Raw genomic sequence first — 21939 nt, forward strand, 5'->3', positions numbered from 1 at the left:
TTGGAGCGGACCAGTACTAATCGGTCGAGGACTTAACCAAAGCGCGTAAGCGCTAGTGAGCAAATACGGTTCACGGCAACAAAAACAAACAATGATGTCCAGTTTTGAGGGTGCAAACCTTCTAAAAATACAGTGTGGTGGCGATGGCGAGAAGGATACACCTGTTCCCATGCCGAACACAGAAGTTAAGCTTCTCTACGCCGAGAGTAGTTGGTGGGTGACTGCCTGCGAGGGTAGGAAGCCGCCACGCTGAGTAAAAAGACCAGTCGTTGACTGGTCTTTTTTTGTCTGTTTAAAAGGTTGATGAGAAGGCATTGGTGTGCGCGTGGCAACATGCTACAATCAAGTTCGAGGTGAATGATCATGACAACGGCAGTGACAGTGAAGACGCTAGCGCAAGCAACGGCAAAAGGAACGACGGTACTTGAGCTATGGGCACCTTGGTGTGGTCCCTGCAAGATCATGAGCCCACTGATGGTATCTCTGGAAGAAGAACTGCCGATCCAAGTGTTGACGATGAACATCGACGAAGATAATCAAATCGCACGTCAATTCGGGATTCAGAGCATTCCGGCGTTAGTCGTTTATCAAGACGGGCGCCCGTATGAGAAAATCGTGGGGGCATACCCTAAAGCAGTCTTGAAAGCACATCTGGAAAAGAGCATTGCAGGAGCGACGCATCATGCGCAATGAGTTGTTAGAAACGTGCCTGTTGGCCGGGAGAATCATGATTGAAGGCGGTAGCGAGATGTACCGCGTCGATGATACTATGCGCCGAATCGCGCAAAATGGCGGCGTGAAGAATGCACTTGTCTTCACGACCCCGACAGGCATTTTTATCGGGTTGGAAGACTCCCCGCTGATGAAGTTAAGTCCAATCAATAAACGGTCGATCGATATGGAAAAAATCGCCCAGGTCAACCAGTTATCACGCGAATTTGCCGCTCACAAGCTCACAATCAGTCAGTTGCATCAAGCCTTGCACCATCTCGATGAAGACACGCCGTTTTTCCCGTTATGGTTACAAGTGTTAGCAGCGGCAGTCTGTAGCATGATGTTGATGGTGGTGTTTGCCCAGACTTATGATTGGTTTGACATGCCACTATCCGCAATCGCAGGGGCACTGGGGTATCTTGTCTACGCGAAGCTCAACCATGTGACGCAAGTACGCTTCATTTCTGAGCTCCTTGGGGCCTTTGTCGTCGGGGTGAGCGCGTGGCTAGGCGTGCGTTTAGGAATCGGTCGTAACCTCGATAACGTCATCATCGGGGCGGTGATGCCATTGGTGCCAGGCGTGGCGATCACGAATTCGATCCGGGATATGCTGGCAGGCCATCTGCTATCTGGAATCGCTCGCGGGATGGAAGCCTTATTGAGCGCTGCGGCCATCGGGGTTGGTATCGCGTTGATTTTCAGATTCTTCTAGGAGGAACATCATGCCATATTGGGTGCAGTTCTTGATTCAGCTGAGCTTCAGTTATCTGTCGACGGTTGCGTTTGCCATTATCATCAATGTGCCTCGACGTGCGCTGAACCTTGCTGGCTGGGCAGGGGCGGTCGGCTGGCTAGTTTATTGGGTGCTGACTTACGATCTTGATGTTGGGCGGATGCTGGCGAATTTATGCGGGGCCTTTGCAATCGGTTTGTGCGGGATCATTTTCTCACGGGTCAAAAAAATGCCTGTGATCATCTTCAACATTCCCGGCTTAGTGCCTCTGGTGCCGGGAGCGACAGCCTATCAGGCGGTGCGCGCTTTGGTGCTCGGTCAGATCGACAAGGCATCGCGCCTGACGATCAGAGTGGTGATGGTGGCTGGGGCGATCGCGGTCGGATTCATGCTGGCGCAATTGCTTGCTGAACAGACTTATCGTCAGCCGGTTGGCGCCAAGCCAAAATCGTGATATGATAAGGCCATGCGATGAGTCGAGTAACCCATTTTTAGGGTGAAAGCGCAGCTGGCAGGCATGATTTACCACCCGACGGATTTCGGGGCCAGTGGACACAGGTTGTGGAGCCGAGATGTCCTTATCTTCCTTGTGGAGGTACTGCAAACGAAAAAGCGTGTGACTTTTAGTCACACGCTTTTTTTAACGCTTCTTTTTAGGCGTCCAGCTCATCATGAACACGGCACCCAAGACCAAAACGATACCGGTGAATTGAAGGGCGTGAAACCCTAACGCCAAGAAGAAGATCGACAGTACCGTTGCCGTCAGCGGCTCTAGATTACCGATCATCGAGGCGATGGCAGGACGCAACGTCTTCAGACTGGAGACGTAAAGGATGTAAGCCAAGAAGGTGGCGCCAAAAACGATGAAAGCGATCGCCGCCCAAGTCCATGGCGTTAAACCAGTTGGGACATGCCAGACCGGGGAGAGGAAATTCATGAAGACACTACCGATGATTAAACCCCAGCCGACGACGACCAGCGGCGGTTCGGTGGCGATGACGCGACGTGGCAACATGGTATAGGCAGCGCCGGTGACGGCGGCTAAGATCCCCCAGAAAACCGCGATCGGAGCGACATGGAGCTTCGTCGGATTGCCGTCGGTGACCAGCAGGAAGACCCCTAATAAGGCGATGATGATGGCCAAGGTGTCAATCAGGCGTGGCCAGGTCCGCGCACGTACGCAAGTCACCACGGTAATCATCGCAGGCACTAAGGATAACATGATCGTCGCCAGTGCCGCGTTGCCATAATAAATTGCCAACAAATAGGTGAACTGAGCCAGTGCGACGCCCACCAGGCCAAAGAGCACTAAGCGGATCGCATTGCCACGGTCGTGCCAGACGCGAAGCAAAGGTTGCCGTGTCGCCACGGCGAAGATCAGCATGGCGATGCCCGCCCAGGTAAGCCGCATACTCACCAACCAGGCGGGCAGCGCGTGGCTGGTGTTGAAGACGATGTTGGCTAAGACGCCGCCGACGCCCCACATGGTTGTCCCGCAAGCCGCGCGTATTGCCGCGGTGCGATTAGTTGTTCGTTTCACATTGTATTCCTCCAAACCGCAATGCAACCAGTATACCATCACGGATCGCAAAAATTGGCCGGATCCCGCCAATTTCATACCGGATCGAATGAATTGGAATGAAATTAAAGGAATTTTGGGATTTCGGTTGACAATTAGGAGAGAGTGAAGTAAATTCTAATTAATCATTAATCTTGAAAGGGGGATACATCATGAATAAGTTTAACGTACTGGGTGTATCCACCCGTCAAGATTTGGCCTTGTTGTTGAAGTAGAGGACCCGATTTCAAGCGGCACGTACTTGCTGGTTGAACATTGAGCCCTCTGGTTTGCTTTGACGATGGGGCTCATCACGTAACTAGGTGGTTGGCCTCATCCGTTAAGGATGGGGCCATTTTTAATGAAGCGGATCTGTGGCGCGCGCAGATCCAACATTATTCCAAAAGGGGAAAAGACATATGAAAAAGACGATGACAAAAATTATCGGCGCCGCAGCAACGGTCGCCGCAGTGATGGCAATGGCTGGCTGTTCCGCAAAGAGTTCTGCTGCTAAAGGCAACACGGCAACCGGCAACAAGGTCAAGATTGGGCTCAACATGGAACTTTCTGGCGCTGCAGCCGGTTATGGCGAGCAGCAAAAGCAAGGCTTCGAGCTGGCGGTCAAGAAGATCAACGCAGCCGGCGGGATCAAGGTCGGTAACAAGAAGATGAAGATCCAAACCGTTGTTCAAGACAACAAGTCAACAACTTCTGGCTCCGCGTCGGTTGCCGCTCAGCTGGCCACCAAAGACAAGGTGACCGCGATCGTTGGCCCGGCCACGACCAATGATGGGACTGCCTCGATTCCAAACATCACTAAGGCCTATGTACCATCAGTCTCTCCATCGGCAACTGATCCTGACTACACGCTACAAAAGAACGGTAAGGTTCAGACCTACGTTTTCCGGGCTTGCTTCAACAATGACCTCCAAGGTAAAACCGCCGCACATTTTGCCAACAACACGCTGAAAGCCAAGAACGTCGCAGTGCTACAAGACAACTCGTCCGATTATGGTACCGGGTTGGCTAAGGCGTTCAAGAGTACCTTCAGCGGCAAGGTCGTTTCCACTCAGTCCTTCTCTGAAGGAGACAAGGACTTCAACGCGCTGCTCACCAGAATCAAGTCCAAGAAAGTCGACGCGATCTACGTGCCAGGGTATTACTCTGAAGTTGGGCTGATTATCAAGCAAGCTCGCCAATCCGGCATCACCGTGCCAATCATCGGCTCTGATGGGATGGCGGATCCTAAGCTGGCCAAGATCGCCGGTGACAGTAACGCAAGCAAGATCTACTACACCACACCATTCTCAACCATGGCGGGGCAAACCAACAGCGTCGCCAAGCAGTTCATGTCTGACTTCAAGAAGGAATATGGCACCGACGCCCCGACCTTCTCCGCACTGGCTTACGATTCTATGCTGATGGTCAAGCAAGCGATCGAGGATGCCAAGTCGACCAACTCCGTCAAGGTCGCAACCGCACTTTCTAAGATCAAGGATATGCCAGCGGTTACCGGGACGACTTCTGTTGACAAGCACCATGATCCAGAAAAGCCGATCGTGGTTGAACAGCTCACCAACGGCAAGGTTTCTCACGCGACTGCCGTTAAGTAATTAAGCTAGACTGAATGGTTAGATGAGAATCTTATGGGTGAAATAAAAAGACCTGATGACTGCTATGACGGTAATTGCTGGGTGATGCGCTGAAAATTAAATGTGAATTTTTCATTGACTTTTAATAATTCTCCCATTATTATTAAAACATTCGATCAGTACTGACATCTGGATATCCAGATGATTATGGCCGACGAGCATCTGGGCTAGCTCCAACCCATGTTTTGAGGGGAAACGAAGAAAGAGGGATTTATTATGAAGAAGTCAATGTTGAAACGTATCGCGGGCCTTGGGGTAACCATTGCCGCGTTTGGGGTCTTGGCCGGTTGTAGCGCCAAGGCTGCCAATAAAGGAAATTCCGCAACAGGCTCTACAATCAAAGTCGGGGTCAACATCGAACTTTCTGGTGTTGGTGGCGGCTATGGTGAACAGGTCAACAACGGGATCAACTTAGCCGTTTCCCAAATCAACAAAGATGGCGGCGTCAAGGTCGGCAAGAAGAACTACAAGTTCAAGACCGTCACCCAAGACAACAAAACGGCGACCTCAACGGCGGCTTCCATCGCCGCTGACTTGGCTGGCAAGCAAAAAGTCTCCGCTTTGATCGGCCCTGCAACGACCAACGCCGCGACTGCTGCACTGTCTAACGCGACGAAGTCCAGCGTGCCTCAAATCTCACCTTCCGCGACGGCCGCTGACTATACCTTACAAAAAGGCGGCAAGGTGCAACCATACGCCTTCCGTACCGCGTTTACCGATGATTTCCAGGGTACTGAAGCCGCACACTTCGTTGACCAGGATCTGAAAGCTAAGAAAGTGGCCGTCCTCGCTGATAACTCTAACGACTACGGCAAAGGTTTAGCCGCCGCCTTCAAGAAGGAATACAAAGGCAAGGTCGTTGCCACTCAGTACTTCCAGTCTGGCGACAAGGACTTCAACGCCGTGCTGACTTCCTTGAAGAACAAAGGCTTTGATGCTTTGTACATTCCAGGTTACTACACCGAAATCGGCTTGATCATCAAGCAAGCACGTGGCATGGGGATCAACACCCCAATCGTTGGTGGTGACGGGATGATGGATCCTAGCCTCACCAAGATCGCCGGTGCCAAGAACGTGACGAACGTTTACTACACCACACCGTTCTCCACGTTGTCTGCGAAGACTGATAAGACGGTTGCTAACTTCATGTCAGCATACCAAGCCAAGCACCACACCACTGCATCTGCTTTCAACGCCTTGGGTTACGACTCCGTATACCTGCTTAAGCAAGCCATCGTTGATGCCAAGTCGACCAACTCTGTCGACATTGCCAAGGCTTTAGGTAAGGTCAAGAACCTCAAAGGGGTCACAGGGACGATGACCATCGATTCTAAGCACAACCCAGAAAAGACCATCTCAGTCGAAAAGCTGGTTAATGGTAAGGCTGTGTCCGCCACAGTCATCAAGTAAAGTTTGACAATAGCAGGCGCTCACTGACGCCTGCTATTGCACTTATATTGGAAAAAAGGAGGCGATCTCTTGCATACTGTCATGCAACAATTGATCAATGGCTTATCTCTCGGGAGTATTTATGCGCTGTTGGCGTTAGGGTACACGATGGTTTACGGGATCATTAAGCTGATCAACTTCGCTCACGGTGACATTTACATGTTAGGGGCCTTTTGGGGCTACTTCGTCATCAATCGCTATCACGTCGATTTCATCGTGGCGTTGGTATCGGCAATGATCGTGACGGCCTTGGCAGGGATGTTGATCGAATATCTCGCCTATCGCCCGCTACGGAATTCACCGAGGATCACGGCGCTGATTACCGCCATCGGGGTCTCGTACTTCCTCGAAAACGGGATGTCGTATCTCTTTGGTGCCAACACGCGTAACTTCCCGCAAACGATCCAGCAGCATAACTTCACGGTGTTTGGGATCACGGTCTCAAACATTCAGTTATTGATCCTGGTCACTTCGATAATTTTGATGGTGGCCTTGCAGTTGATCATTCAAAAAACCAAGATGGGTACTGCGATGCGTGCCGTCGCGGTCGATCAAGAAGCCGCTGCTTTGGTCGGGATCAATCCCGATCACGTCATCTCCTTCACCTTCGGCTTAGGCTCCGCACTAGCCGGTGCCGCCGGAGTATTGATCGGTTTGTACTATAACTCGATCGATCCGCTGATGGGGATGGTTCCTGGGATCAAAGCCTTCGTTGCTGCCGTTGTTGGTGGTATCGGTTCAGTCCCTGGGGCTGCGATCGGGGGCTTCTTGATCGGTTTGTTGGAAACGGCTGTGCAAGCGGTCGGCTTATCTGCCTACAAAGACGCGGCGGTATATGTGGTCTTGATCATCATCTTGATCGTGTTACCTGCCGGGCTGTTAGGCAAGAATGTGAAGGAGAAGGTGTGAGCGCATGACCAAAAAGAAACTTCAAGCGAACAGCTTATGGCTGCTTGTCATGATCATCGGCTTCGTGGTCATCAACCTCCTCGTTTATGTCGGTGTGATCGATAGCTTTATCGAAAACATGTTAGTCACTATTGGCATCAACATCATCTTAGCAACAGGGCTCAACTTGATCATCGGCTTCTCTGGGCAATTTTCACTGGGGCATGCCGGGTTCATGGCTATCGGGGCGTACGCGACCGGGATCATTTTACAAACCGTTCCGACAGTTGGTGGTTTCATCGGCTCGATTGTCGTTGGGATCGTGATCGCGATCATCGCGGCGATCATCGTCGGGGTGCCAACGCTGCGGTTGTCTGGGGACTACCTGGCAATTGCAACTATGGGTGCCGCTGAAATCATCCGCGTGGTCATCAACAACATGAAGATCACCAATGGCGCTGCCGGATTATTCAACATCCCGCAGTTTGCGACGTGGCCGGTGGTTTACTTCTTCGTCTGCGTGACGACGATCGTGATCGTTAACTTCGCACATTCCCGTGCAGGGCGCGCGATCCAGGCGATCCGTGATGACGAGATCGCGGCTGAAGCCGTTGGGGTCAACCCGACGAAGTGGAAGCTGGCCGCCTTTGTTCTTGGCGCCGCGACTGCTGCGATCGGGGGCTCCCTGCATGCCAGTTACATCCAAACCATCGCCCCTAGCGACTTTGGGATCATGAATTCCATCGCCTTGCTGATCATCGTGGTGCTCGGTGGTGTCGGTTCCATGACAGGGACCTTCCTTGCCGCCATCGTGTTAGGCGTTTTGGACACCGTGCTTCAAAGCTTCGGGACGTTACGGATGGTTATCTACGCTGTGGCGTTGGTGGTCATCATGGTCTTCAAGCCATCTGGTTTACTCGGACGGTACGAGTTCTCGTTTGCTAGAATTTTGAATCGTCACAAAAAGGAGGATGCCGCATGACCACGTTATTAAAAGTGGACCACGTGTCCAAGATTTTCGGCGGTTTACATGCGGTCGAAGATGTTAGTATCCATGTTGATGATGGCGAGCTGGTCGCGCTGATCGGGCCCAACGGTGCCGGCAAAACGACGCTGTTCAATGCGTTGACCGGGGTTTCACCTGCGACAGAAGGCACCGTCGCGTTCCGTGTCGGTGATGAGATGGTTTCTTTAGATAAGAAGAAACCGTATCAGGTCGCCAAGATGGGGATCGCCCGAACCTTCCAGAATATCCGGTTGTTCCACCAACTGTCTGTACGGGAAAACCTGCAGGCGGCGATGACCCACCGGTACAAGGAAAATTTCGTCGCCAGTCTCTTGCGGCTGCCGGCGTTCAACAAAAAAGAAGCGATGGTCAACGCCTGGACCGATGAGATCTTGGCCAAGCTTGATCTGTCAGATGTCAGTGAAGTGATTACTGCCAACCTACCATACGGGACGCAACGTCGGGTGGAAATTGCCCGGGCGGTTGCCACCGATCCAAAGCTGATCTTTCTCGACGAACCTGCCGCGGGGATGAACCCCGAAGAAACCGCCGACCTGGCGAAATTGATCCGCAGCCTCAAGACCGATTTTGGCCTGACTGTGGTGTTGATCGAACACGACATGTCACTGGTCATGAATCTGGTTGAACGGATCTACGTGTTGGAACACGGCAAGCTGATCGCCGAAGGCACACCAGACGAGATCCAGCACAACGACGCCGTCATCACGGCTTATTTGGGAGGTGGCGTCCATGCTTAATGTCACTGGCTTAAAGGTCAATTATGGCGCGATCAAGGCGGTACGTGGCGTTGATTTCAACGTTCAAGACGGCGAAATTGTCACACTGATCGGGGCCAACGGGGCTGGTAAGTCGACGATTGTCAAGACCATCTCTGGGATGCTCAAGGCAGCAGACGGCAAGATTGTCTATAACGATCAAGACATCACGAAGATGTCAGCTTCTCATGTGGTTGGTGCCGGCATCGCGCAGGTGCCAGAAGGCCGGCGGATCTTTGCCGGGCTGACGACGATGGAAAACCTCAAGATGGGGGCTTATCTCGTGCCACGCAACGAGCAGGCCGATATCTTGGCTGAGGTCTTTGATCAGTTTCCGGTACTCAAGGAGCGGCGCAATCAAGACGCCGCGACGCTTTCTGGTGGTGAACAGCAGATGCTCGCCATGGGCCGCGCGCTGATGGCCCGACCGAAGTTTTTGATGCTGGACGAACCCTCAATGGGGCTGGCGCCGATATACATCCAGAAGATTTTTGATATGATCAAGACGATCAATAAACAAGGTGTGACTGTCTTATTGATCGAGCAAAACGCCTTGCAGGCTCTGGGAATCGCCAACCGCGGCTATGTTGTCGCAACCGGCGAGATCCGCCTGTCTGGCACAGGCAAAGAATTGTTAGCTAACCCAGATGTTCAAAAAACTTATCTAGGTGGCTGATCAAAACCAACAAAAATACGGATCGATCCCAGCAGGATCGATCCGTATTTTTTGATTCGTTATGGCGTTTACTGGGCAATGCGCTGTTGGGTGGTGAGAATGGTCAACCAGTTGCGGAAGAAGTGCTGGCGCGTGCTTTCCCATGACCAGCCAGCTTGCGGGTCGTCATGCTGCGGCATTGGGCCAAAGGGTTCGCGCTGGTGTTCCTGCCACAACCCCCAGCGCCGATATTCGAGGTGGGCGAACAAGAACACTTGGCGAAAATCGTGGCTACTTGCCAGCATTGGTTGGCCGTTGATGGTTGTGGCGTTTACGGTCACGACAGACGCCAGTGCTGTTGGGTCCATGTCGGTGTAGCGCGCATGGGGGGCGATGAAGTGCGATACGGTTCCGGCCAGTAGCGGCGACGGCATCAGTTGCCGGTGAGGGAAGGCCCCGAAGAGTTTGTGTGGTAATTGATACTTCTCGACGCCATACAGCGTGTGTAAGGCAGCCAATGCTCCCCAGCAAGAATACAACACAGGCATCGAAGCTACGGTCAGCTCGCGGATCAGGCGGCTGACTTCGGGGTAATAGTGCACCTGGTCAAACGGGAGGCGATCGATGGGTGCTCCGGTGATGACGAAGGCGTCACAAGCCAACGCGGCGGCGACGCTCAGAGGCTTTATCTGTGGTTGCGGGCTGTGTAGCGGATGGCTGACTGGATGGAAGAAGCGCAGGCGAACGCCGTCACCCAGCGCGTCTTGCCAGTCGGTCATCGTCGCTTGCTTGTCGTGCATCAGCACGAGCACACCGACGGTTAACATTAGACTAACGCGGCGAAGCCCGCCGCCAGATCTGCCTTGAGATCGTCGATGTCTTCTACACCGACAGACAGGCGAATCAGCTCGTCTTTAATGCCGTTTTGCAACCGGATATCGCGTGGAATCGACCCATGCGTCATGAGCGCAGGAATTTCGATCAGCGATTCCAAGGCGCCAAGGCTTTCCGCTAACGTGACCAGGTGGAGGTTTTCAACGAATTTTTTCGGGTCCAATCCAGGTTGTAGCTCGAAGGAGATCATCGCCCCGAAGCCGTGCATCTGTTTTTTGGCGACGGCGTAATCAGGATTGTCGGGATCGCCGGGATAGTAGATATGGGCAACTTGCGGCTGGGCTTTGAGAAATTCGAATAAGGCTTCGGTGTTAGCGAGATGGGCTTGCATCCGCAGCTTCAGGGTCTTGATCCCTCGCTGTAGCAACCAAGCTTCCTGCGGCGCAAGGATGGCCCCGATCGCGTTTTGTAAAAAGCCGATCCGCTCTGCCAACGCGTCGTCTTTCACGGCAACGACGCCGGCGATTACATCAGAGTGACCTCCGAGATATTTGGATGCGGAATGAAGTACGATATCGACGCCTAAAGCCAGTGGCTGTTGAACGATCGGGCTGGCAAAGGTGTTGTCGATGATGCTCACCAGGTTGTTTTGTTTGGCGAGCTTCGCGACCGCAGCGATGTCGGTAACACGCAACAATGGGTTGGTCGGCGTTTCGAGATAAACGGCCTTGGTATTGGGCCGAATGGCCTTGGCAACCGCCGTCAGGTCGCGGGTGTCGACTGCGGTGAAGGTGATGCCAAGCCGGGCTAAGACCTGGTTGAGCAGGCGGAAGGTGCCGCCGTACACGTCGTCGCCGACGATGATGTGATCGCCTGCGTTGAACAAGGAGAAGACGGTCATGATGGCCGCTGAACCGCTGGCAAAAGCAAAGCCAGCACTACCGTCTTCGATGTCTGCGACCAAAGCTTCGACCGCTTGGCGCGTTGGGTTGCTGGTACGAGAATACTCATATTCGGCTTCGCCAATGTGGGTTTGATGGAAGGTGGAGGCCATGTAGATCGGCACGGAAACGGCGCCGGTCGCCTTGTCTTCAGAGATACCGCCGTGAATCAGTTGCGTTGCAATTTTCATAATTGAGCTCCTTTAGTTTAGGACTTTGAATGTGGCTGTGTCGGTGTCGTAGATGTTTTCGCTTAAATAGCGCTCGCTACTGTCCGGGAAAATGGTGACGATGTTACTGCCAGCAGGCAAACTGGTGGCGACTTTCAGGCTAGCCGCGACGGCTGCCCCGCTGGAGCTACCGATGAATAAGCCGGCGGTGCGGGCGAGCTGGTGAACTTGGGCGAAAGCATCCGCATCGGTGATTGTGAGGGTCTGATCGATCGTCAGATGATTGAAAAATGGCGGGATGAACTCAACACCGATGCCTTCTGTACGATGTGGATGGGGTTTGCCACCGTTGAGAATCGAGCCGTCTGGTTCCACCACCACCGCTAGGGTGCGGGCATCTTGGCTTTTGAGGTAGGCGGCGACGCCGGCGAAAGTGCCGCCGGAGCCTGCACCAGCGACGAAGGCTGCAATCGGTTCGTGAAGATCACGTGTGATCTCCGGGCCGAGGGTGTGATAGTAAGTGGCAGGATTAGCGGGATTGGCGAATTGCATCGGGACGAAACTGTCATCGATGTTAGCAGCTAGCCGCTTGGCTTCTTCGATTGCGCCTTTGATGCCGGTATTACTGGGGGTGTTGATGATGCGGGCGCCTAAGGCTTGCATCAGCGTCTGTTTTTCTTGGCTGAAATGTTCTGGCACCACCAAGATGGTCGGAAGCTGGCGGGCCTGGGCTGCCAAAGCGACGCCGATGCCGGTGTTGCCTGCGGTGGGTTCGATGATGGTAGTGTGCTTGCCAACAAGGCCGCGGCGTTCCCCGTCTGCCAACAGGTATTCACCCAGCCGGTCTTTGATGCTGCCACCAGGGTTGAACATCTCGAGTTTGGCGTAGATATGAACATCGTTAGGAGCTTGGATCGGGAGTTCGAGTAATGGGGTGTTACCGATGGTTTCTTGAATATGATGGATTAGCATGTGATTGCTCCTTTGCTGAGCGTAAAAAAAGCGCGTTAACCAAAAATTGGTTAGCGCGCCTCAGTCCAGTCCCCACCTGGGCACTGGACTCTATGTGTCAAAACACAGAATCAATGCAAACAGGCCGGACATCGCCTTAGGCGCGCTGTCCGACAGCAACAATTGAAGTTGTACGTGTTCATTGTCTGCATGTGTTTTGACCTCCGTAATAGATTACCGTCACTTTACGCCAGAATGAAGGCGCTTGTCAAGCACTAAAATTTTTATGCAAAAGGTTTCGATGTGTGGCATAATAGCCGCACAACTGTCATGATAGGGGAGATTTTTCAATGAATAGACATTCAAAAGCTGCGCGTCTGACGCTGCGGGCGTTACTAACGGCGCTGATCATTTTGCAGACGATGGTCCCGATGCTCGGGTTCATTCCATTGGGCTTCACCAGCCTGACGATCATTCATATTACCGTGATTGTTGCGGCAATTGTGCTTGGACCTTGGGATGGTATGTTCATCGGCTTGATGTGGGGCGTCTTTACGATTGTGCGGGCGCTAACGGCACCGACTAGCCCATTGGATCCGATTGTTTTCACCAATCCGATCGTCTCGGTCGTTCCGCGGGTGCTGGTGGGCTTAGTCGCCGGAGTCGTGTTCAGACTGTTATACCGGCGGTTCCATCGGGTACCAGTCGCCAGCATTATTGCCGCGGTGCTAGGGACGCTGACCAACACGGTCGGGGTCGTCGTGCTGATGGGCGTACTGTATACCGGTGCGGTGGCTAAGGCATATGGCGTGACCTCTAGCGGCTTGTTGAAGGTTTTGATGGGTATCGTTGCGGCCAATGGGGTGCCAGAGGTACTCGGTGCGGCCATCTTAACGCCGCTGATTGTTGGCGCCTTGTTTGCCGTCAAGCGCTTGGGTTTGCGTCCGGAGTAGGCTTTACGCTTTTGGTTGCCACTTTTCTGTTAGAATGGAAGGTGGAAACGGAGGCGCAAAGACGTGAAGGAGACAAAAAAGGGGCTGGAACTGGCATTACCTGAGGCAGTGTGTAAACAGCTGGCGATAACCAAAGGCATGCCAATGGAGATCGAGGTCAAAAACGGGCGGTTGATCTTGCAGCCAAAACTGGCTGCGCGTGTTGACCGCTTGCGCCTGCAGTGGGTGTGGCCGATCGTGGTCGCCGTCTTATTCAGCATTGGGGTCTATATCTACTGGTGGCAGCAGGGCCTACACATGATCCCGCTGTCCGGAGGAGTATCGGTGGCAAGTTTTGTTATCGGGCTCGGACTGGTGGCGGGCTTGGGTTTGTTTGCCGGCTTTTTCATCAAGACGCAACGCGCGCAAACTGCACCTAAGATCTATTGGCGCAACTTTCCCGTCATCACCGGGGCGTTTGCCATCATGCTCGGCCTAGCGCTTGTCGGTGGCTTCTGGTTGCTTGGTCAGCTGTTTCCCGGGGCGACGTTTGATCGGTTCACCGCTGTCCTGATCTTTTTGGTATTCATCCTGATGTCAGGCGTGTTCATGGTACAGGCGGCATTAACGGTCGACGCCACGGCTTTGAACAACTTGTTATTGATCGTGATCGTCACCGGGTGTGTGATCGCGATGGCAACGAATAACACGCGCCGCTGGTGGCAGCATAATCTCAGCTTTTTGGGGACGAACATGGCCAGCCAGGCTTGGCAGTTCAACGTCACCTTAATGATTTCATCGCTGTTATTTATTGCGCTGGTAGACACCTTGTTTGTCGCTTTGGAGGAGCGGTATCCGCGGAGCTGGCGCTTGTGGACGATGCGGATTATGTTGACCATTGTCGGGATCGATCTCGGGTTCATCGGACTGTTTCCAAACAATGCGGCATCACACTTGTTGCATGATCAAGCTGCGGGGATGCTTGTTTTTTTGGTTGCAGGGCTGATCATTGGTTGCCGGTGGCTTTTGCCTGAAGTTTCCCGTGAGTTTCTTGGGTTGTCATATGCCATCGCGGTGGCGTTGATGTTATTAAATTTTGGCTACCGCCTATTTCGTTATCCGTCTTTGACGAGCTTTGAGATCCAGGCTTTTGTCCTGGCTTTCGGCTGGCTTTTGCTTTTGTTCGGTCGCTTAGAGAATCTAGTCAAACGTGGTAACCAGACCTGGGACGTCCACATCGTCAGCACGCGAAAAGAATAATTGAGATGGTCATTGTCCGGCAACGTAAGTCCTCTTCGGGATGTGTTGGGGATAGTGGTATAGGTCCGGACGGGGTGCACTTCAGACAGATATGGCTGGAACGGTGCGCGGCGCTCGGGAGCTAACTCTTCGCTGCGCTACGAGTGGATCTCCCTCGACGCCGTTGTTGTAGGTGGCAAGCCACCAACAACAATGTCGCGCCTGAGCCATATCTGTCTTCCGCGCACCCCGTCCTTACATTTGCGTTCGACTACAACAAAAGCAACGATTTACGAGATACCAGACGTTAATCGTAGAGCGTCATTTAGATTTGCTTACAGTAAGAGTCATTCGCAGTTAGCTTAACCTGTTCGTTACACCAAACTATCCTGATACGCAGAATCCAGGGTGTGGGCGAAAGTGACGGAAGCAGGTCAATCTGACGTGGTGAGATTGCTGTTAGCGGCTTGTCGCTTACAGCAAGGCGCAGATGGAGATCCACTCGAAGCGTAGCGGAGAGTTAGCTCCATCGAGCACCCTCTCCACGACAGATTGATCCTGCTGGAGTCGCTTTCGCCCGCACCCGACCGCGATTGGTCTACTACCAACGACACACTTACGCTGCCGGACAGTGTAAGTCTTTGAACAGATGAAAGCTCCCGCCAATCGTACATTGGCGGGAGCTTTTTGGTTATTCTAGTGGTGATTACTTGCCAGGAACATAGTCTTCATCGATGACCAGAACTGGCTTGATGGTCTTGCCGGAACGGGAATCAGCGTTGGCTTCGTTGATTTGCTCGAACTTGTAGAACTTTTCAGTCTTATCGAAGTCGAACACACCCATCTTGTAGAAGTCGATCAAACGCGGAATATCGATTTGTGGAATAGAATCACCCATGTTGACACCGACAATCTTCTTGTCGTCCACGCACAGGTCGTTCCAGGTGTCGACATCGATGTGATTTGGTGTAACGGCGATGGTAGCAGTGGTACCGCCTTGGGCCAGCACTTTGATGGAGTTTTCCATAACGGCGGTGACACCAGTGGTATCAACAGCCCAATCAACGCCATAGCCACCGGTCAAATCCTTGACAGCCTTAACGACATCGACGTCCTTGGAGTTGATGACATCAGTAGCGCCGAGTTCCTTAGCTAAGTCCAAACGAGAATCAACAATGTCGATCCCAATAACCTTGGTGCAACCGGAGATTCGGCCGGCCATCATAGCTGCTAAGCCAACGGCACCAGTACCGAATACGGCGATGGTATCACCAGGCTTTGGCTTCAAAGTGTTCAAAACGGTCCCGGAACCGGTGACATAGCCGCAACCCAGAGGACCGAGCTTGCGCAAATCGAGTTCCTTAGGTACTTTGACTGCATTGCGTTCGCGGACAACCGTGGTGGTGGTGAAGGAGCTTTGGTCGAACATGTCAGCAACATGATGGCCATCTTCAGTGAAGTGGCTGGTGCCGTCTGGACGGACACCAGACAAGTTGTTGTGGGCGTAGTTTTCACACTGCGTTGGAATCCCCTTCAAACAGGACTTGCACTGACCGCAGGCATAGAAGGACAAAACGACATGGTCGCCAGGCTTGAACTGGGTAACTTCAGGGCCAACTTTTTCAACGATCCCAGAACCTTCGTGGCCGAGGACAATTGGATAGTCGATGACGGCGTCCCCAATCCGCAGAGCTTCATCGGAATGGCAAATGCCGGTTGCCACCATGTGAACCTGAATGTCATCAGCGCCCATGTCGGCGAGTTCGACATCGTCTTTAATCACAAAATCTGCATTTTGCTTTTCAACAACTGCTGCTTTGATCTTCATGTGTGTAGCCTCCGTATTGAATGACTTTTTTCTACGATGTTAATTATTTCACATACAACGAAAAAATCAAGCGCTTTCAAGAAGTTCTGCGCATGTGTTACATTTAACTAAATTGAGAGTATGACAGCTGAGACCTACAGAATCAGTAGATACTGTGACAGATTTTGGCCACGATGACAACAGCATTGAGCAATTTGAGGGAACAAAAGCACAGATTAGGCCGGTGATGCTGGGGTGGCCGTAATTGGTCAACCCAATAAGCGCGTGAGGCTAAATCTAAAAGCGACACTGGCCATCACCCCAGACGTGGGGCATGATCAGTGCCGCTTTTGATGCGACGCGAAACTTCAGTTAAGAGTTGAATAGTTGCTCTGTACCGATGAACGATACCGTAGATTGTTTACGGTCGTCTTTGGGGGTGTGGCCGAACTTGTCTGCATATTTGTGATAGAAGAAACTCTTGTTGGAGATCCCGACTTGCGTGCAGATACTGGAAATCGGCTGATCGGTGGTTTGAATCAGTTCGCGGGCCCGGATAAGCCGCTCTTCGGTCAGCGCCTGGCTGAAGGTTTTTCCAACCTCTTTGCGGAATAAGTTACCGAGATAGTTTTTGTTGTAAGAATATTCCTCTGATAGCTCTTCGAGCGTGATGGTCTTGTAATGCGTCCGAATGTCATCAAGGATCTTAATGGCGATCTGTTGGGCAGTCGAGGTGTGCTTGGTTTCAACGTGGTAGTTACGAATGAGATCAGCGAGCAGGATCGTGAGTTCTGCTTGAATGATTGCATCAGAAAAGGTGTTTTGTTCATAATATTCGCTGATTAAACGCTCGATGGTGTTTTTGATTTTCTCGTTGTGGTGGTTCGCGAACAAAAGGAAGTTTGGGGTCTTTGCATCGGGATGTATACGATTGAGCAAGAAGTCGTACAAAACGCTCTTACTAGATTGAACTTCTTTGAGCAAATCGAGTGAGATGTTGCGATCCCTAAATAAGATGTTCATCAAGATATCATCTTTACCTGCGGCGCCGATGGTGTGTGTCGAACCGACATCGAGCAAAAGAACATCGCCTTCGCTCAAGGTCAAGTGCGTCCCGTTAACGATTTCATCGACGTGCCCAGAAAGCATGTAGTTGATTTCGAGAAATTGATGAGAATGCTCTGGGTAAGGCGCAAAGCGGGCGTGCTTAGAAATGTAGATATTACGGTTACGGAAAAAGTAGTCATTCAAGACGGGCATTTTGCCTGCACTTGTCAGCTCGAGGTTGATGGCAGCAGGGGGAATATCATCGTTCACAGAATGGCTGGTTTGTTGCATGCGCTCTACTGGTGTGAGCGCCTGAAGTTTTTTCATGACGTTGAGGTCCATATTTGCCTCCTGTGATTATGTTCCAAAATGAATTGATTTTTGACATTGTATCGCATCAGTGAAAACGGTTAAATGAAACTGTAAATCGGTTCCAATAATGTTACTACTTTGGATTATCACATTTGCTAAGCGCTTGTCAACCCGCAACTCGACAGCATTTTCCTGGACTAAGCTTTCGCCCCTTGTGAATTTGCACGCGCATAGCTGAATGGAGTGAATAAATATGAAGACATATGTTGCAGTTGATATAGGTGCATCAAGCGGTCGCTTGATTTTAGCCACGCAACAAAATGGCAAGTTGCAACTCGAAGAAGCACATCGATTCAAAAACGGGTTCGCCAACGAAGATGGTCATGATCGCTGGCAGATCGATCAGATCATCAAAGAAATCTTCACCGGCTTAGAAAAAATCAAGAAGCGCGGTATCGATCATGTTGATCTCGGGATCGATACTTGGGCGGTTGATTACGTTCTGGTCGATGAAGATGGGAATAAGTTGCACGATCCGATCAGCTATCGCGATAAGCGGACCGATCACGCGATCGAAGATCTTTCTGCGACAGTTTCTAAAGAGACTATCTACGAAAAGACCGGGATTCAGTTTCTTGACTTCAACACGCTGTATCAGCTCTATCGTGAAGATGCAGCGGACTTGAAGCGCACGGATCGGATCATGATGATTCCTGATTACATTGGTTACGTCTTGACCGGCAATGCGGTTACCGAAGTCACCAACGCGTCGACAACCCAGATGTTGAACCTGCGGCACGGCTTGTTCGACCAAGAACTGATGGCCAAGGTCGACGTTGAAGAGTCGCAGTTCCCAGAGCTGGTTGAAGCCGGGACGCAGCTGGGAAGTGTTCGGCGCAAGTGGCACAAGCAATACGATTTGCCTGAGACTGATGTGATTACAGTGGCGACGCATGATACCGCCAGTGCGGTTATCGGCACGCCAGGTAAAGGCGACAATTGGGCGTTCTTAAGCTCTGGGACATGGTCGCTGTTAGGCGCAGAGTTGAACACTCCGGAAAACGGGCCGCTCGCTTACAAGGAAAACTATACCAACGAGTGGGGCGCTTACGGGACGTACCGGTTCTTGAAAAACATCATGGGCATGTGGATCGTCCAGTCCCTCAAGCACAACTATGACGACAAGTATAGTTTCCCTGAGTTAGCGAAGATGGCTGCAGAGGCCAAGCCTTTTGCCCTGTTCATCGATGTGAACGACGATCGCTTTGCCAACCCAGACAACATGCTTGAAGAGTTGAAGGCATACGCCAAGGAAACCGGCCAATATGTCCCGCAAACACCTGGTGAAATGGTGCGTGCTGTGTACGATAACTTGGCGCTGTACTACGCTTCAGCCATTCACATGTTGGCGAAGATCATCAGCAAGCCGATCACGACGCTCAACATTGTCGGTGGTGGTTCTAACGTCGCCTTGTTGAATCAATTGACGGCTGATCTTGCTGGTGTCACTGTCATTGCCGGACCGAGTGAAGCGACCGCCATCGGTAACATCATTGTGCAGATGATTGCCACCGGAGCGGTGAAAGATGTTGTTGCTGGACGTCAGTTGATCGCAGATTCTTTTGACCTGAAGACTTTCAAGCCAGCACAAGATGCGTATGCAGGCGTTTTGGATCGTTACGAAGCATTCATGAAAGCGAAAGGATAGGGAGTTCAATCATGAAGCGAATCGCACAAGTGATGTATATCAATCCAGATTGTTACGATGAATATGCGAAGCGCCATGCCGAAATTTGGCCAGAGATGAAAGAGGCCTTGAAGGCGCACGGTGCAACCAATTATTCCATCTATCTCAACCGCGACAACGGGCAGACGTTGGCGTATCTGGAAGTGCCTGATGTTGACGCGTACAACGCCATTGCCAACACCGATGTCTGCAAGCGGTGGTGGCATTCCATGGCGCCTATCATGAAGACCAATCCTGATGAGAGCCCGGTCGCTAAGGACCTTGAAGAAGTATTCCATTTAGATTAAAAAAGGAGTGTACTAATTATGGTTAAACCTGAAGCAGTCGATAAGGCTTATGAAGTTGCCAAACAGCGTTATGCCGAAATCGGCGTTGACGCAGATGCTGCGATGAAGCAGTTGGAAAAGGTACCATTGTCAATTCATTGCTGGCAAGGCGATGATATTCACGGGTTCTTGAACCCAGATCAAGAGCTGACTGGTGGGATCGCGGTTACCGGGAACTATCCTGGTGTTGCCCGCACCCCTGATGAATTGACCGGTGATTTGCACGAAGCACTGAGCTTGATCCCAGGCAAGCACCGGGTCGCATTGCACATGATCTATGCGGTGCCAAAGGACGGCAAGAAGAAAGACTTCAATGATATCCGGCCAGAAGATTTCGATTACTGGATTGACTGGGCTAAAAAAGAAGGCGTTGGCCTGGACAACAACGGGACGTTCTTCTCTCACCCTAAGGTCAAAGACAACATGACCGTTTCTTCACCAGACAAAGATATCCGCGACTTTTGGATCGAACATGGTAAGTTGACCCGTGAAGTGTCCAACTACATCGGCGAAAAGATGGGCTCCACTTGCTACAACAACTTCTGGATCCCAGATGGCTTTAAGGATAACCCAGTCGACAAGAAGGATCCGCGTGAGCGCTTGTTGAAGGCCTTGGATGAAATCGAAGCCAAGAAGTATCCAGAAGCCAACGAGCAAGATTCCTTCGAAGGTAAGTTGTTCGGTGCGCCTGGGATCGAATCCTTCACCGTTGGGTCACATCTGTTCTATGAAAACTACGCGGTTACTCGCGGTCATCTGTGGACGATCGACGCCGGACACTTCCACCCAACAGAAGATGTTTCCGACAAGTTCGCCTCATACTTCCCATTCACCGACAAGGACTTGTTCATGCACGTTTCCCGTCCTGTTCGTTGGGATTCTGACCATACCGTAATTATGGACGATGCCTTGGTTCGCATCACCCGTTCGCTGGTTCGTGATGGCTACTTGAACCGCACCCATCTGGGCCTCGACTTCTTCGATGCCACCATTAACCGGGTCGCCGCTTGGGTCGTTGGCGCCCGCGCAACGCAGAAGTCCTTGCTGCAAGCGATGCTCGAACCGATCGATCAGCTCAAGAAGGCTGAAACTGACGCAGACTTCACGACGCGTTTGGTTGAAACCGAAGAACTCAAGAGCATGCCATTTGGCGCTGTTTGGGACAAGTTCTGCCAAGACCACAACGTCCCAGTTGGCTTCGACTGGATGAACAACATTCATCAGTACGAAAAAGACGTCCAGTTCAAGCGTTAATTTTAAATTATTAAAAACAAAGGAAGTAACTAACAGATGGATACCAAAAAACAATTTCTGAACCCTGAATATGCACCCGCTTTTGTTGATTCGCCATATGTGAAGCAATTAGGCAAGATCACTTACGGCTTGTACAACCATGGCTGGGACGAACGTAATGGTGGTAACGTTTCTTACCGCTTGCTTCCAGAAGAAGTCGCACCATATCTCGATTGCCACAAAGTTTTGCGCAACATCCCGATCGACTTCGATGCTAGTCAGCTGAAGGGTCAGCTTTACTTGGTTACCGGGACTGGCCGTTACTTCAAGAACGTCATCGATTTTCCAGAACGTGATGCTGGCTTGGTCCGTATCGCCGAGGATGGCCATTCCGTTGACTTGCTGTGGGGCTTCAACGACGGTGGTCAGCCGACCTCTGAATTCCCAGCTCACTTGATGACACACATCGTTCGTCAAAAGCAGGATCCGCAACAACGTGTCGTCATGCACTGCCACCCAACCAACCTCATTGCAATGAGCTTCACGTTGCCATTGGATGCCAAGGTCTTCTCCCGGATCCTTTGGAAGATGCAAGCTGAATCTGTCGTTGTCTTCCCTGAAGGCATCGGTGTCATTCCTTACATGACCCCTGGGACCAACGAAATCGGCGAAGCAACCGCTGAAAAGATGAACCAGTTCCGTCTGGTTTTGTGGCCACAACATGGTATCTTTGCAGCCGGCGACTCGATCGACGAAGCCTTTGGCTTGATCGAAACCGTTGAAAAGGCGGCCTTGATCTACACTACCGTCCAATCTCAAGGCGGCAAGTTCGTTAACGAAATTACCGATCAAGATCTCAAAGATCTGGCGGCTCGGTTCTCCATCACCCCGAACCAAGATTTCATTGATGGGGATTCACTCGTCAAGTAATCGTTGATGACGTCGACAGCGCGCTTAGGCATATCGCCT

21 protein-coding genes and 1 rRNA gene are annotated in these 21939 nt (G+C 51.8%); 16 read left to right on the forward strand and 6 right to left on the reverse strand.

Going from position 1 to position 21939, the window contains the following annotated elements; translation table 11 throughout:
* Positions 1 to 133: 133 nt before the first annotated feature.
* The 4 genes from rrf to ACYVRB_RS04030 all read left to right on the forward strand — a co-directional run bounded on the left by rrf (position 134) and on the right by ACYVRB_RS04030 (position 1901).
* Positions 134 to 250, forward strand: a 5S ribosomal RNA gene (gene rrf / locus ACYVRB_RS04015).
* A 113-nt stretch (positions 251 to 363) separates the two neighbouring features.
* A complete protein-coding gene (locus ACYVRB_RS04020) occupies positions 364 to 693 on the forward strand; it encodes a thioredoxin family protein (protein ID WP_461213724.1) in 330 nt (109 codons plus the stop codon).
* Positions 683 to 1426: a threonine/serine exporter family protein gene (locus ACYVRB_RS04025; RefSeq protein WP_461213725.1), complete on the forward strand. Its 744-nt coding sequence runs from the start codon at positions 683 to 685 to the stop codon at positions 1424 to 1426. The genes ACYVRB_RS04020 and ACYVRB_RS04025 overlap by 11 nt, the downstream gene beginning before the upstream one ends.
* Before the next feature lie 10 nt (positions 1427 to 1436).
* Positions 1437 to 1901: a threonine/serine exporter family protein gene (locus tag ACYVRB_RS04030; RefSeq protein ID WP_461213727.1), complete on the forward strand. Its 465-nt coding sequence runs from the start codon at positions 1437 to 1439 to the stop codon at positions 1899 to 1901.
* 186 nt (positions 1902 to 2087) lie between these two features.
* Here the strand turns inward: ACYVRB_RS04030 and ACYVRB_RS04035 are convergent, their stop codons facing one another.
* On the reverse strand, positions 2088 to 2987 hold the full coding sequence (locus ACYVRB_RS04035) for a DMT family transporter (protein WP_461213728.1): 900 nt from the start codon (positions 2985 to 2987) through the stop codon (positions 2088 to 2090).
* Between the two features lie 437 nt (positions 2988 to 3424).
* Here ACYVRB_RS04035 and ACYVRB_RS04040 point away from each other — a divergent pair, with 437 nt between their 5' ends.
* The 6 genes from ACYVRB_RS04040 to ACYVRB_RS04065 all read left to right on the forward strand — a co-directional run bounded on the left by ACYVRB_RS04040 (position 3425) and on the right by ACYVRB_RS04065 (position 9452).
* Positions 3425 to 4618 carry an ABC transporter substrate-binding protein gene (locus tag ACYVRB_RS04040; RefSeq protein ID WP_461213730.1) on the forward strand — a complete coding sequence of 398 codons (1194 nt, stop codon included), beginning with the start codon at positions 3425 to 3427 and terminating at the stop codon, positions 4616 to 4618.
* A 255-nt stretch (positions 4619 to 4873) separates the two neighbouring features.
* Positions 4874 to 6067 (forward strand): ABC transporter substrate-binding protein, encoded by a 1194-nt coding sequence (locus ACYVRB_RS04045; RefSeq protein WP_461213732.1) that lies wholly within the window; start codon positions 4874 to 4876, stop codon positions 6065 to 6067.
* Positions 6068 to 6136: 69 nt separating this feature from the next.
* The gene (locus ACYVRB_RS04050) at positions 6137 to 7015 is read left to right on the forward strand and encodes a branched-chain amino acid ABC transporter permease (RefSeq protein ID WP_461213733.1); all 879 of its coding nucleotides are present in this window, start codon (positions 6137 to 6139) and stop codon (positions 7013 to 7015) included.
* Between the two features lie 4 nt (positions 7016 to 7019).
* Positions 7020 to 7976, forward strand: coding sequence for a branched-chain amino acid ABC transporter permease (locus ACYVRB_RS04055; RefSeq protein WP_461213734.1), 957 nt, complete (start codon positions 7020 to 7022; stop codon positions 7974 to 7976).
* Positions 7973 to 8758 (forward strand): ABC transporter ATP-binding protein, encoded by a 786-nt coding sequence (locus tag ACYVRB_RS04060; RefSeq protein ID WP_461213736.1) that lies wholly within the window; start codon positions 7973 to 7975, stop codon positions 8756 to 8758. Before ACYVRB_RS04055 ends, ACYVRB_RS04060 begins: the two co-directional genes overlap by 4 nt.
* Positions 8751 to 9452 (forward strand): ABC transporter ATP-binding protein, encoded by a 702-nt coding sequence (locus ACYVRB_RS04065; protein WP_461213737.1) that lies wholly within the window; start codon positions 8751 to 8753, stop codon positions 9450 to 9452. The genes ACYVRB_RS04060 and ACYVRB_RS04065 overlap by 8 nt, the downstream gene beginning before the upstream one ends.
* 68 nt (positions 9453 to 9520) lie before the next feature.
* Here ACYVRB_RS04065 and ACYVRB_RS04070 read toward each other — a convergent pair whose 3' ends face one another.
* From ACYVRB_RS04070 to ACYVRB_RS04080, 3 genes are read right to left on the reverse strand one after another with little or no spacing between them, the layout of a single operon-like run.
* The gene (locus tag ACYVRB_RS04070) at positions 9521 to 10258 is read right to left on the reverse strand and encodes a homoserine O-acetyltransferase/O-succinyltransferase family protein (protein ID WP_461213739.1); all 738 of its coding nucleotides are present in this window, start codon (positions 10256 to 10258) and stop codon (positions 9521 to 9523) included.
* A complete protein-coding gene (locus tag ACYVRB_RS04075; protein WP_461213740.1) occupies positions 10258 to 11397 on the reverse strand; it encodes a trans-sulfuration enzyme family protein in 1140 nt (379 codons plus the stop codon). The genes ACYVRB_RS04070 and ACYVRB_RS04075 overlap by 1 nt, the downstream gene beginning before the upstream one ends.
* Before the next feature lie 12 nt (positions 11398 to 11409).
* Positions 11410 to 12348 carry a PLP-dependent cysteine synthase family protein gene (locus tag ACYVRB_RS04080; RefSeq protein ID WP_461213741.1) on the reverse strand — a complete coding sequence of 313 codons (939 nt, stop codon included), beginning with the start codon at positions 12346 to 12348 and terminating at the stop codon, positions 11410 to 11412.
* Positions 12349 to 12677: 329 nt separating this feature from the next.
* On the opposite strand from ACYVRB_RS04080, the gene ACYVRB_RS04085 reads away from it, so the two are divergent.
* Both ACYVRB_RS04085 and ACYVRB_RS04090 read left to right on the forward strand, forming a co-directional pair.
* Positions 12678 to 13280, forward strand: coding sequence for an ECF transporter S component (locus tag ACYVRB_RS04085; protein ID WP_461213743.1), 603 nt, complete (start codon positions 12678 to 12680; stop codon positions 13278 to 13280).
* Between the two features lie 63 nt (positions 13281 to 13343).
* Positions 13344 to 14519, forward strand: a complete 1176-nt coding sequence (locus tag ACYVRB_RS04090; RefSeq protein WP_461213744.1) for an AbrB/MazE/SpoVT family DNA-binding domain-containing protein — start codon at positions 13344 to 13346, stop codon at positions 14517 to 14519.
* 685 nt (positions 14520 to 15204) lie between these two features.
* On the opposite strand, the gene ACYVRB_RS04095 is transcribed toward ACYVRB_RS04090, so the two are convergent.
* Both ACYVRB_RS04095 and ACYVRB_RS04100 read right to left on the reverse strand, forming a co-directional pair.
* Positions 15205 to 16326, reverse strand: coding sequence for an NAD(P)-dependent alcohol dehydrogenase (locus tag ACYVRB_RS04095; RefSeq protein ID WP_461213745.1), 1122 nt, complete (start codon positions 16324 to 16326; stop codon positions 15205 to 15207).
* A 351-nt stretch (positions 16327 to 16677) separates the two neighbouring features.
* On the reverse strand, positions 16678 to 17694 hold the full coding sequence (locus ACYVRB_RS04100) for an AraC family transcriptional regulator (protein ID WP_461213746.1): 1017 nt from the start codon (positions 17692 to 17694) through the stop codon (positions 16678 to 16680).
* A 223-nt stretch (positions 17695 to 17917) separates the two neighbouring features.
* Here ACYVRB_RS04100 and rhaB point away from each other — a divergent pair, with 223 nt between their 5' ends.
* From rhaB to rhaD, 4 genes are read left to right on the forward strand one after another with little or no spacing between them, the layout of a single operon-like run.
* Entirely contained in the window at positions 17918 to 19372 is a 1455-nt protein-coding gene (gene rhaB / locus ACYVRB_RS04105; protein WP_461213748.1) for a rhamnulokinase, read from the forward strand.
* 11 nt (positions 19373 to 19383) lie between these two features.
* Complete coding sequence (gene rhaM / locus ACYVRB_RS04110; protein WP_461213749.1) at positions 19384 to 19698, forward strand: L-rhamnose mutarotase; 315 nt, start codon at positions 19384 to 19386, stop codon at positions 19696 to 19698.
* An 18-nt stretch (positions 19699 to 19716) separates the two neighbouring features.
* On the forward strand, positions 19717 to 20991 hold the full coding sequence (locus ACYVRB_RS04115) for an L-rhamnose isomerase (RefSeq protein ID WP_461213750.1): 1275 nt from the start codon (positions 19717 to 19719) through the stop codon (positions 20989 to 20991).
* Between the two features lie 36 nt (positions 20992 to 21027).
* Complete coding sequence (gene rhaD / locus ACYVRB_RS04120) at positions 21028 to 21900, forward strand: rhamnulose-1-phosphate aldolase (protein ID WP_461213751.1); 873 nt, start codon at positions 21028 to 21030, stop codon at positions 21898 to 21900.
* The last annotated feature ends 39 nt before the right edge of the window (positions 21901 to 21939 follow it).

The organism is Lacticaseibacillus boliensis (assembly GCF_054784775.1).